The sequence below is a fragment of the Streptomyces sp. NPDC086766 genome, assembly GCF_044746005.1.
Classification (GTDB): domain Bacteria; phylum Actinomycetota; class Actinomycetes; order Streptomycetales; family Streptomycetaceae; genus Streptomyces.
Genome location: NZ_JBIVBI010000026.1, coordinates 32085 through 43505 on the forward strand (window position 1 = coordinate 32085; position 11421 = coordinate 43505).

The 11421-nt window shown below is 70.2% G+C and carries 11 protein-coding genes; 8 read left to right on the forward strand and 3 right to left on the reverse strand.

Annotation, left to right across the window (positions count from 1 at the left end):
- Positions 1–173: 173 nt before the first annotated feature.
- A complete protein-coding gene (locus ACIPM1_RS31285) occupies positions 174–467 on the reverse strand; it encodes a DUF397 domain-containing protein (RefSeq protein WP_356193190.1) in 294 nt (97 codons plus the stop codon).
- A 283-nt stretch (positions 468–750) separates the two neighbouring features.
- Here ACIPM1_RS31285 and rpsO point away from each other — a divergent pair, with 283 nt between their 5' ends.
- The 5 genes from rpsO (at position 751) to ACIPM1_RS31310 (ending at position 6275) form a co-directional block, all read left to right on the forward strand.
- Positions 751–1038, forward strand: a complete 288-nt coding sequence (gene rpsO, locus ACIPM1_RS31290) for a 30S ribosomal protein S15 (RefSeq protein WP_030177470.1) — start codon at positions 751–753, stop codon at positions 1036–1038.
- Between the two features lie 392 nt (positions 1039–1430).
- A complete protein-coding gene (locus tag ACIPM1_RS31295; RefSeq protein WP_402440377.1) occupies positions 1431–3650 on the forward strand; it encodes a polyribonucleotide nucleotidyltransferase in 2220 nt (739 codons plus the stop codon).
- The gene (locus ACIPM1_RS31300; RefSeq protein WP_402440379.1) at positions 3647–5026 is read left to right on the forward strand and encodes a M16 family metallopeptidase; all 1380 of its coding nucleotides are present in this window, start codon (positions 3647–3649) and stop codon (positions 5024–5026) included. Before ACIPM1_RS31295 ends, ACIPM1_RS31300 begins: the two co-directional genes overlap by 4 nt.
- 23 nt (positions 5027–5049) lie before the next feature.
- Entirely contained in the window at positions 5050–5802 is a 753-nt protein-coding gene (dapB, locus tag ACIPM1_RS31305) for a 4-hydroxy-tetrahydrodipicolinate reductase (protein WP_402440381.1), read from the forward strand.
- A 14-nt stretch (positions 5803–5816) separates the two neighbouring features.
- The gene (locus ACIPM1_RS31310) at positions 5817–6275 is read left to right on the forward strand and encodes a tetratricopeptide repeat protein (RefSeq protein WP_356193200.1); all 459 of its coding nucleotides are present in this window, start codon (positions 5817–5819) and stop codon (positions 6273–6275) included.
- 86 nt (positions 6276–6361) lie between these two features.
- Here the strand turns inward: ACIPM1_RS31310 and ACIPM1_RS31315 are convergent, their stop codons facing one another.
- Positions 6362–6916, reverse strand: a complete 555-nt coding sequence (locus ACIPM1_RS31315) for a hypothetical protein (RefSeq protein ID WP_356193202.1) — start codon at positions 6914–6916, stop codon at positions 6362–6364.
- A 145-nt stretch (positions 6917–7061) separates the two neighbouring features.
- On the reverse strand, positions 7062–7301 hold the full coding sequence (locus tag ACIPM1_RS31320; protein ID WP_402440383.1) for a hypothetical protein: 240 nt from the start codon (positions 7299–7301) through the stop codon (positions 7062–7064).
- Between the two features lie 149 nt (positions 7302–7450).
- On the opposite strand from ACIPM1_RS31320, the gene thyX reads away from it, so the two are divergent.
- The 3 genes from thyX (at position 7451) to ACIPM1_RS31335 (ending at position 11152) form a co-directional block, all read left to right on the forward strand.
- Entirely contained in the window at positions 7451–8194 is a 744-nt protein-coding gene (gene thyX, locus ACIPM1_RS31325) for an FAD-dependent thymidylate synthase (protein ID WP_392196490.1), read from the forward strand.
- A 204-nt stretch (positions 8195–8398) separates the two neighbouring features.
- On the forward strand, positions 8399–9298 hold the full coding sequence (dapA, locus tag ACIPM1_RS31330; RefSeq protein ID WP_356193208.1) for a 4-hydroxy-tetrahydrodipicolinate synthase: 900 nt from the start codon (positions 8399–8401) through the stop codon (positions 9296–9298).
- Between the two features lie 168 nt (positions 9299–9466).
- Positions 9467–11152: a ribonuclease J gene (locus ACIPM1_RS31335; RefSeq protein WP_402440386.1), complete on the forward strand. Its 1686-nt coding sequence runs from the start codon at positions 9467–9469 to the stop codon at positions 11150–11152.
- Positions 11153–11421 lie beyond the last annotated feature (269 nt).

Sequence of the window (11421 nt, forward strand, 5' to 3'; positions counted from 1 at the left end):
GGGGGCGCGCCCCGTGCCCCCCCCCCGGCCCCGGGGGGGGGCGGGGGCGGGGGGGGCGGGGGGGGGGCGGGCCCGGGGGGGGCCCCCCGGGGGGGGGGGGGGGGGCCCGGCGCGCGCCCCCCCCCCCCCCCACGTCCGGCCCCGTCTCCCCGCGTCCGGCCCCCGTGCGGCGCTCACTCCGCCGCGAGCCCCCCGTTGTGCGGCGCCGGCTCCAGGTCGAACTCCCCGTCGCGCGCACCGAGCACGAACGCCCGCCACTCGGCCTCCGTGTAACGCAGCACCGTCGACGGGTCGAGGGACGACCGCATGGCGACGGCGCCCTCGGGAAGGTAGGCGATCTCGACGCGCTCCTCGTGCTCCTCCGTGCCCGGCGCGCAGTGCCACTCCACGCCCGAGATGTCGAGGGCGTACAGCTCGTCGCGCTCCCGCTCCTTGCGTGCCTTGATCTCCGCTTCCGTCTCCGCCATCGTGCAGCGACCCCTTCCCGACGTCCGTACGGTCCGATCGCTCACCCTAGTGCGCGCCGCGCCCCCACCAGCGCGGTTCCCGGGAGCGCGGCGAAGGGGCCCGCGACCGCCTGGTACCCTGAGTGACGGCCGTTCGTGTACGCACCCCCGGAGCCCCCGCAGGCAGCGCCTGCAGGCCCTGGAGGCCGCGCCCAGCGGATCCCCGCCTTCCGAGTCATGGAAGTTCTCCCGAGAAGCAGACCGGGGGCACTCGGTGGCCACTCACAGACTATGAGGAGTACGCGTGTCGCTCGACGCCGCTACGAAGAAGCAGATCATCGGCGAGTTCGGTACCAAGGAGGGTGACACCGGCTCCCCCGAGGTCCAGGTCGCTCTGCTGTCCCGTCGGATCTCCGACCTGACCGAGCACCTCAAGACCCACAAGCACGACCACCACTCCCGCCGTGGTCTGCTGATCCTGGTCGGTCAGCGCCGCCGGCTGCTGCAGTACCTCGCCAAGAAGGACATCCAGCGCTTCCGTGCGCTGGTCGACCGCCTCGGCATCCGCCGCGGTGCGGCGGGCGCCAAGTAAGACGCCGTGAAGGGAGCGGTTCCCGGGACACAGGGAGCCGCTCCCTTTGCGTACGCAGGGAAGGCCGGCCGCCGCGGACGCGGAGAGCCCGGCCGTACATGCGGAAACGTGCGGAGTGTCACCGGCACTTTGTACTGTGGTAGCACAACGCACGACGTACGACACGGCGTGACAGGGCCTGCCCGTCCCGGGCCAGGCACGGTCACGCACCACGAACGAGGAGAAGCGCACCTCGCCGCCGCCGGTCCTCGGTAGTGGCCCCCGGGGGAAAGCGAGCCCCGGGTGCTTCGATCGAAGACCGGCCCGCACCAGACGGAGCGCTTCTCCGCCACCGTCCCCCGGCCACACGGGCCGGACGGGACAAAAGACGACATGTAACGGAGAAAACGCTAGTGGAGAACGAGACCCACTACGCCGAGGCCGTCATCGACAACGGCTCCTTCGGCACCCGCACCATCCGCTTCGAGACGGGCCGCCTGGCCAAGCAGGCCGCCGGCTCCGCCGTGGCGTACCTGGACGACGACACCATGGTGCTGTCGGCCACGACCGCCTCCAAGAACCCCAAGGACCAGCTCGACTTCTTCCCGCTCACGGTCGACGTCGAGGAGCGCATGTACGCGGCCGGGAAGATCCCCGGTTCCTTCTTCCGCCGTGAGGGCCGCCCCTCCGAGGACGCGATCCTCACCTGCCGCCTCATCGACCGCCCGCTGCGCCCGTCCTTCAAGAAGGGCCTGCGCAACGAGATCCAGGTCGTCGCCACGATCATGGCGCTCAACCCCGACCACCTGTACGACGTCGTCGCGATCAACGCCGCGTCCGCGTCCACGCAGCTGGCCGGCCTGCCCTTCTCCGGCCCGATCGGCGGCGTCCGCGTGGCGCTGATCAACGGCCAGTGGGTCGCGTTCCCGACGCACACCGAGCTCGAGGACGCCGTCTTCGACATGGTGGTCGCCGGCCGCGTCCTGGAGGACGGCGACGTCGCGATCATGATGGTCGAGGCCGAGGCCACCGACAAGACGATCCAGCTGGTCAAGGGCGGCGCCGAGGCCCCCACCGAGGAGGTCGTCGCCGCCGGTCTCGAGGCCGCGAAGCCCTTCATCAAGGTGCTCTGCAAGGCGCAGTCGGACCTCGCCGTCAAGGCCGCCAAGCCGACCGCCGAGTTCCCGATCTTCCTCGACTACCAGGACGACGTCCTGGAGGCGCTGACCGCCGCCGTCCGCTCCGAGCTCGCGCAGGCGCTCACCATCGGCGGCAAGCAGGAGCGCGAGAGCGAGCTGGACCGCATCAAGGCCCTCGCCGCCGAGAAGCTCCTGCCGAAGTTCGAGGGCCGCGAGAAGGAGATCTCCGCCGCGTACCGCGCGCTGACCAAGACCCTGGTCCGTGAGCGCGTCATCAAGGAGAAGAAGCGCATCGACGGCCGCGGTGTCACCGACATCCGCACCCTGGCCGCCGAGGTCGAGGCCATCCCGCGGGTCCACGGATCCGCCGTGTTCGAGCGTGGCGAGACCCAGATCCTGGGCGTCACCACCCTGAACATGCTCCGCATGGAGCAGCAGCTGGACACCCTCTCCCCGGTGACCCGCAAGCGCTACATGCACAACTACAACTTCCCGCCGTACTCCACCGGCGAGACCGGCCGCGTCGGCTCCCCCAAGCGCCGCGAGATCGGCCACGGCGCCCTCGCCGAGCGCGCCCTGGTCCCGGTCCTGCCGGCCCGCGAGGAGTTCCCCTACGCGATCCGCCAGGTCTCCGAGGCCCTCAGCTCCAACGGCTCCACGTCGATGGGCTCGGTCTGCGCCTCCACCATGTCGCTGCTGAACGCCGGTGTGCCGCTGAAGGCCCCGGTCGCCGGTATCGCCATGGGCCTGATCTCCCAGGAGATCGACGGCGAGACGCACTACGTCACCCTCACCGACATCCTCGGTGCGGAGGACGCCTTCGGCGACATGGACTTCAAGGTCGCCGGCACCAAGGAGTTCGTCACCGCCCTCCAGCTCGACACCAAGCTGGACGGCATCCCGGCCTCCGTCCTGGCCGCCGCCCTCAAGCAGGCCCGTGACGCCCGCCTCCACATCCTCGACGTGATGATGGAAGCGATCGACACGCCGGACGAGATGTCCCCCAACGCGCCGCGGATCATCACCGTGAAGATCCCGGTCGACAAGATCGGCGAGGTCATCGGCCCCAAGGGCAAGATGATCAACCAGATCCAGGAGGACACGGGCGCCGAGATCACCATCGAGGACGACGGCACGATCTACATCGGTGCCGCCGACGGCCCGTCCGCCGAGGCCGCCCGCACCACGATCAACGGCATCGCCAACCCGACGATGCCCGAGGTCGGCGAGCGCTACCTCGGTACGGTCGTCAAGACGACCACCTTCGGTGCGTTCGTCTCCCTGCTGCCGGGCAAGGACGGTCTGCTGCACATCTCGCAGATCCGCAAGCTCGCCGGCGGCAAGCGCGTGGAGAACGTCGAGGACGTCCTCGGCGTGGGCCAGAAGGTCCAGGTCGAGATCGCCGAGATCGACTCCCGCGGCAAGCTCTCCCTCGTCCCGGTGATCGAGGGCGAAGAAGGCAGCGAAGAGAAGAAGGACGACGCCGACCAGTGACGTCCCGTGGCTTCAAGGCGACGGCCCGCACCTCTCCGGAGGCGCGGGCCGTCGCCCGTACCCAAACCCTGATCAAGGGCACCAACGGCATCGGCACCGTGCGCAGGACCACCCTCCCCGGAGGCCTGCGCATCGTCACCGAGACCCTGCCCTCCGTGCGCTCGGCCACCTTCGGCATCTGGGCCCACGTCGGCTCCCGCGACGAGACCCCCTCGCTCAACGGCGCCACGCACTACCTGGAGCACCTGCTCTTCAAGGGCACCGGACGCAGGTCCGCCCTGGACATCTCCGCCGCCATGGACGCGGTCGGCGGCGAGATGAACGCGTTCACGGCGAAGGAGTACACGTGCTACTACGCGCGCGTGCTCGACACCGACCTGCCGCTCGCCATCGACATCGTCTGCGACATGCTCACCGGCTCGCTGATCCAGGAGGAGGACGTCGACGTCGAGCGCGGCGCGATCCTCGAGGAGATCGCGATGACCGAGGACGACCCCGGCGACTGCGTGCACGACCTGTTCGCGCACACCATGTTCGGCGACAACCCGCTCGGCCGCCCGGTCCTCGGCACGGTCGACACGGTCAACGCGCTCACCGCCGACCGCATCCGCCGGTTCTACCGGAAGCACTACGACCCGACCCACCTCGTCGTCGCCTGCGCCGGCAACATCGACCACCAGAAGGTCGTACGCCAGGTCCGCGCCGCCTTCGAGAAGGCCGGGGCCCTCGGGGACCTCGACGCCGCGCCCATCGGCCCCCGTGAGGGCCACCGCAGCGTCCGCACGGCCGGCAAGGTGGAGCTGCTCGGCCGCAAGACCGAACAGGCGCACGTCGTCCTCGGCATGCCCGGCCTGCCCCGCACCGACGACCGCCGCTGGGCCCTCGGCGTGCTGAACACCGCCCTCGGCGGCGGGATGTCCTCGCGCCTGTTCCAGGAGGTCCGGGAGAAGCGCGGCCTGGCCTACAGCGTGTACTCCTACACCTCCGGCTTCGCCGACTGCGGCCTGTTCGGCGTGTACGCGGGCTGCCGCCCGAACCAGGTGCACGACGTGCTGAAGATCTGCCGCGACGAATTCGACCACGTCGCCGAGCACGGCCTGTCCGACGAGGAGATCGGCCGCGCCATCGGCCAGCTGCAGGGTTCCACGGTCCTCGGCCTGGAGGACACGGGTGCGCTGATGAACCGTATCGGCAAGAGTGAGCTGTGCTGGGGCGAGCAGATGTCCGTCGACGACATGCTGGCCAAGATGGCCGCGGTGACCCCGGACGAGGTCCGCGCGGTCGCCCGGGACGTCCTGGGGCGGCGCCCGTCGCTGTCGGTCATCGGCCCGCTGAAGGACAAACAGGCCTCCCGTCTGCACGACGCCGTCGCCTAATCCCTCCGGTAAGGAAGCAACAGATGAGCAAGCTGCGCGTGGCGGTCCTCGGTGCCAAGGGCCGGATCGGATCCGAGGCGGTACGAGCGGTCGAGGCCGCCGAGGACATGGAACTGGTCGCCGCCCTCGGCCGGGAAGACAAGCTGGAGACCCTGGTGGAGACCGGCGCCCAGGTGGTCGTCGAGCTGACCACCCCCGCCTCGGTCATGGGCAACCTGGACTTCTGCGTCCGGCACGGCATCCACGCCGTCGTCGGCACCACCGGCTGGACCGACGACCGCCTCGCGCAGCTCGAGGGCTGGCTCGCGCAGTTCCCGGAGACCGGTGTGCTCATCGCCCCGAACTTCTCCATCGGGGCCGTGCTGACCATGAAGTTCGCGCAGATCGCGGCGCCGTACTTCGAGTCGGTCGAGGTCGTCGAGCTGCACCACCCGAACAAGGCCGACGCCCCCAGCGGCACCGCCACCCGCACCGCCCAGCTCATCGCCGAGGCCCGGGCCCGGGCGGGCTCGGCCCCGGCGCCGGACGCGACCGTCACCGCCCTGGAGGGCGCCCGCGGCGCCGACGTCGACGGGGTGCCCGTGCACGCCGTGCGGCTGCGCGGCCTGCTCGCCCACCAGGAGGTCCTGCTGGGCGGCGAGGGCGAGACCCTCACCATCCGGCACGACTCCCTCCACCACAGCAGCTTCATGCCGGGCATCCTGCTCGGCGTGCGCCGCGTGGTGACCACTCCGGGGCTGACCTTCGGCCTGGAACACTTCCTCGACCTGAACTGAGCCCCGAGCCCCTCATGCGCGCGAAGATCACCTACCTCGTCACGGCCGCCGTCCTCGTCTTCTACTTCGTCCTGGTCGGCAGCCGCGGCGTCATGCTCATCGAGTCCGGCACCCCGGTGACCGTCACCTTCGGGATCGCCGTGCTGGTCCTCCCGGTGATCGGCCTGTGGTTCCTGTGGAAGAACACCCAGTTCGTCCGCAACGCCAACCGGCTCGCCGCCGAACTCGACGCCGAGGGCGGCCTGCCCGTGGACGAGCTGCGGCGCACGCCCGGCGGGCGCATCGACCGCGACTCGGCGGACGAGGTCTTCGCCCGGCGCAAGGCCGAGACGGAGGCGTCCCCCGACGACTGGCGCAGCTGGTTCCGTCTCGCCGTCGCCTACCACGACGCCCGGGACACCCCCCGCGCCCGCAAGGCGATGCAGCGGGCCATCGCCCTGCACGACGGCAAGCCGCCGGTCGAGGCGGCCTGACCTTCGCGCACCCCGCCGCCGACCGCCGTGACGCCGCTGGGCCCGGACCGCCGGTGCGGTCCGGGCCCAGCGGCCTCATCCGAGCGTCATCCGTGCCGCTGCTCCTCGGCCCAGGCCTCCACGGCGTCCGCGGCCCGGTCGAACGCCTCGACGCGGCCCAGGAAGTCGGCGTTGTGCGTGGTCAGCAGCGGCGGTGCGTCACCGTCGGCGCGGTCCCCGCGGACCAGTACCAGCGCCTGGCCCTGCACCGTGCGCGGCAGCCCGAGCCAGCGCACCGGCTGCTGCACCGTGCGCACGCTGACGACCCGCGCCCACGGTGTCGTACGGCTGACGAGGAAGCAGACCTGGCGCAGCCCGCGCGGGCTCACCCACACACCCATGCGCAGCAGCCGCAGCGCTCCGGCGATGACCGCCACCGCGACACCGAAGCAGAACCCGGCCTCGGACACACTGGCGGTCAGCGCGATGACGACCGCCGCGAACAGCACGAACGAGGCGAGCAGCAGCAGGAGGGCGGCCGAGCCCACCCGCCACGGGCCGGGCCGGTAGGGACGCCGCCAGCGCTCGCGGTCGTCGAACGGCAGCGCGACGTCGTCCGCGGTGTCGAAGGCACGGTCGGCCGTCAGGAAGGGCAGGGGCACGGCGGGTCCTCACTCGTTCCAGGCGTGGGCTGTGCCCGGTGAGGTTATCCGCCTGTGTCCCCGCTCACCACCCGCGGGGGCCGAGCCGGGGCCTTCCGCCGCCCACGGACCGCACCCCAGGACCGGCCGGGCGGTCACTGCCCGCTCAGCGCCCGGGGGACGCCTGGGACTGCGGTGTCTGGGCGGGGGAGTGGCTGATCGACAGGGCCGGCATCCCGAGGATCAGGGAACCCACGAGACCGGCGACGATGGTGAGGCCCAGCAGGCAGCGGCCGGCTATGCGGCCGACGGACGCCCGCTCGCGGGGCGGCGGGGTGACATTGCTGCGGAACCTGTCGGCCTCGGAGAGGAAGGCGAACGGGACGGGCTCACGCCGACGGGACATCTGGGGTGCTTCTCCCTTCACGGATCGAACGAGTCATTCTCACCGATACAGACGAACGAAGGACCACCGGGGTGCCCACTTTCACCGACTTCATCGCGCCCCTGCGCCGAACGTAGAGTGGCGTCCTCAAGCGACGAGACCGGAAGGCCCTGCGAACCGTGACCCCCGACGACGACTTCAAGATCGATCTCCGTAGCGACGTCACCGTCGAACTGGTGAAACACAGCGCGGCCGACTCCGACGTGCTGTTCGCGGCCCGCGTCTCCACGGTCGGAGAGCAGTCCCTGGACGAGCTGAACAAGGACCCGGAGCGCTCGAAGGGCCTGATCAACTACCTGATGCGGGACCGCCACGGCAGCCCCTTCGAGCACAACTCGATGACCTTCTTCATCAGTGCGCCGATCTTCGTCTTCCGCGAGTTCATGCGCCACCGCGTGGGCTGGTCCTACAACGAGGAGTCCGGCCGCTACCGGGAGCTCCAGCCGGTCTTCTACGTGCCGGGCGAGTCCCGCAAGCTGGTGCAGGAGGGCCGCCCGGGCAAGTACGTCTTCGTGGAGGGCACCCCCGAGCAGCACGAGCTCGTGGGGCGGGCCATGGAGGACTCCTACCGCGACGCCTACCGGACGTACCGCCGGATGCTCGAAGCCGGCGTCGCCCGCGAGGTCGCCCGTTCGGTCCTCCCGGTGGGCCTGTACTCGTCGATGTACGCCACCTGCAACGCCCGCTCGCTGATGCACTTCCTCGGCCTGCGCACCCAGCACGAGCTGGCCCAGGTGCCGTCCTTCCCGCAGCGGGAGATCGAGATGGTCGGCGAGCGGATGGAGGCCGCGTGGGCCGAGCTCATGCCGCTCACCTACGCCGCCTTCAACGCCAACGGCCGGGTCGCGCCGTAAGCGCTTTCCGGGCCGGTACAGATGTACGGGTCAGCCGTGCGAAGTGTCCGTATTGCGGCATTTAGTGAAGTTCATCTAGCCTGATCAAACGGGTCCGGCACTGCTTGAACCCCCGAGCAGGCAGTGCCGGGCTCCATCCTTGTCCCGACTTGTCGCCCGACCCGAGGGCAGACCCCGCAGTGAGCAGCGAGTAGCGTGTTACCCATGGCTCCGACCTCGACTCCGCAGACCCCCTTCGGGCGGGTCCTCACCGCCATGGTCACGCCCTTCACGGCGGACGGCGCACTCGATCTCGACGGCGCGCAGCGGCTCGCCACCCACCTGGTGGACGCAGGCAACGACGGCCTGGTGATCAACGGCACCACCGGCGAGTCCCCCACCACCAGTGACGCGGAGAAAGCGGACCTCGTACGGGCGGTCCTGGAGGCTGTCGGAGACCGCGCCCACATCGTGGCCGGCGTCGGCACCAACGACACCCAGCACAGCATCGAGCTGGCCCGCGCCGCCGAGAAGACCGGCGCCCACGGCCTGCTGACCGTCACGCCGTACTACAACAAGCCCCCGCAGGAGGGCCTGTACCGGCACTTCACGGCCATCGCGGACGCCACCGGGCTGCCCGTCATGCTGTACGACATCCCGGGCCGCAGCGGCGTCCCCATCAACACCGAGACGCTCGTCCGCCTGGCCGAGCACCCGCGGATCGTGGCCAACAAGGACGCCAAGGGCGACCTCGGCCGTGCCGGCTGGGCCATCGCCCGCTCCGGCCTCGCCTGGTACTCCGGCGACGACATGCTGAACCTGCCGCTGCTCTCCATCGGCGCGGTCGGCTTCGTCTCGGTCGTCGGCCACGTCGTCACCCCGGACCTGCGCGCCCTCGTCGACGCGTACGCCTCCGGCGACGTGCAGAAGGCCACCGAGATCCACCAGAAGCTGCTCCCGGTCTACACCGGCATGTTCCGCACCCAGGGCGTCATGACCACCAAGGCCGCCCTCGCCCTGCGGGGACTGCCCGGCGGACCGCTCCGGCCGCCCATGATCGAGCTCACTCCCGAAGAGACCGAACAGCTCAAGATCGATCTTGCCGCCGGCGGGGTACAGCTCTGACAACAAGACTTCGCGAGTTCCCTCGCACCGCCCGGTTCCCCACCGGGCTCCACAACTGAAGAGGCGGGCCACCGGTGCCCGCAATCCACAACGACAACTGCTCATGCACGAACGTCACCCACGCCACGTGCCCGCCGGTACGTGGCGTGCGTGGTTGAGGAGAGTCTTTTGAGTCATCCGCATCCTGAACTCGGCTCGCCCCCGAAGCTCCCCGAAGGAGGCCTGCGGGTCACCCCGCTCGGCGGCCTCGGCGAGATCGGCCGGAACATGACCGTCTTCGAGTACGGCGGCCGCCTGCTGATCGTCGACTGCGGAGTGCTCTTCCCCGAGGAGGAGCAGCCCGGAATCGACCTGATCCTGCCGGACTTCACATCGATCCGGGACCGTCTCGACGACATCGAGGGCATCGTCCTCACCCACGGGCACGAGGACCACATCGGCGGCGTCCCGTACCTGCTCCGCGAGAAGCCGGACATCCCGCTGATCGGCTCCAAGCTGACCCTCGCCCTGATCGAGGCCAAGCTCCAGGAGCACCGCATCCGCCCGTACACGCTCGAGGTGGCCGAGGGCAACCGCGAGCGCGTCGGCCCCTTCGACTGCGAGTTCGTCGCCGTCAACCACTCCATCCCGGACGCCCTCGCCGTCGCCATCCGCACCCCCGCGGGCATGGCCGTGCACACCGGCGACTTCAAGATGGACCAGTTGCCGCTGGACAGCCGGCTGACCGACCTGCACGCGTTCGCCCGGCTCAGCGAGGAGGGCATCGACCTCCTCCTCAGCGACTCCACGAACGCCGAGGTGCCCGGCTTCACCCCGCACGAGCGCGACATCTCCAACGTGCTGCGCCAGGTCTTCGGCGGCGCGCGCAAGCGGATCATCGTGGCGAGCTTCGCCAGCCACGTCCACCGCATCCAGCAGATCCTGGACGCGGCCCACGAGTACGGCCGCCGAGTCGCCTTCGTCGGCCGCTCCATGGTCCGCAACATGGGCATCGCCCGCGACCTCGGCTATCTGAAGGTCCCGCCGGGCCTGGTGGTGGACGTCAAGACCCTGGACGACCTGCCCGACCACGAGATCGTGCTGGTCTGCACGGGCTCGCAGGGCGAGCCGATGGCGGCCCTGTCCCGCATGGCCAACCGCGACCACCAGATCCGCATCGTCCAGGGCGACACGGTCATCCTGGCCTCGTCGCTCATCCCGGGCAACGAGAACGCGGTGTACCGGGTGATCAACGGCCTGACCCGCTGGGGCGCCAACGTCGTCCACAAGGGCAACGCCAAGGTGCACGTCTCGGGCCACGCCTCGGCCGGCGAGCTGCTGTACTTCTACAACATCTGCCGCCCGAAGAACCTGATGCCGGTGCACGGCGAGTGGCGCCACCTGCGCGCCAACGCCGAACTCGGCGCCATGACCGGCGTGCCGCACGACCGCATCGTCATCGCCGAGGACGGTGTGACCGTCGACCTCGTCGAGGGCAAGGCCAGGATCTCCGGCAAGGTCCAGGCCGGTTACGTCTACGTCGACGGCCTCTCGGTCGGCGACGTCGGCGAGCCCGCCCTGAAGGACCGGAAGATCCTCGGCGACGAGGGCATCATCTCGGTCTTCGTGGTGGTGGACTCCACCACGGGCAAGATCACCGGAGGTCCGCACATCCAGGCCCGCGGCTCGGGCATCGACGACTCCGCCTTCGGTGACGTCATCCCGAAGATCTCCGAAGCGCTGGAGCGGTCGGGCCGAGAGGGCGTCGCGGAGGTCCACCAGCTGCAGCAGCTCCTCCGCCGCACCCTGGGCAAGTGGGTGTCGGACACCTACCGGCGCCGGCCGATGATCCTGCCGGTCGTCGTGGAGGTCTGACACGGCGTTCGATCCTTCGCACGTCTGAACTGGCAGCGGGGCGCCTCGATTTGCATCGAGGCGCCCCGCTCCAGTACGTTTACGGCTCCGCTAGGACGGGAAGCCCCGGACGCCTCGTGCGCTCCGGAGGGCGCTCCCGGAGGGGCGGGAAATCCGACTCAGAACCTCTGATAAAGTCGGAACCGCCGGAAAGGGAAACGCGGAAGCGGGAACCTGGAAAGCACCGAGGAAATCGGGTCGGAAAGATCTGATAGAGTCGGAAACGCAAG

Coding starts and splice junctions, on each gene's coding strand:
- ACIPM1_RS31285 (WP_356193190.1), bottom strand. CDS start 467: ATGGCGGAGACGGAAGCGGAGATCAAGGCACGCAAGGAGCGGGAGCGC.
- dapB (WP_402440381.1), top strand. CDS start 5,050: ATGAGCAAGCTGCGCGTGGCGGTCCTCGGTGCCAAGGGCCGGATCGGA.
- ACIPM1_RS31310 (WP_356193200.1), top strand. CDS start 5,817: ATGCGCGCGAAGATCACCTACCTCGTCACGGCCGCCGTCCTCGTCTTC.
- ACIPM1_RS31320 (WP_402440383.1), bottom strand. CDS start 7,301: ATGTCCCGTCGGCGTGAGCCCGTCCCGTTCGCCTTCCTCTCCGAGGCC.
- dapA (WP_356193208.1), top strand. CDS start 8,399: ATGGCTCCGACCTCGACTCCGCAGACCCCCTTCGGGCGGGTCCTCACC.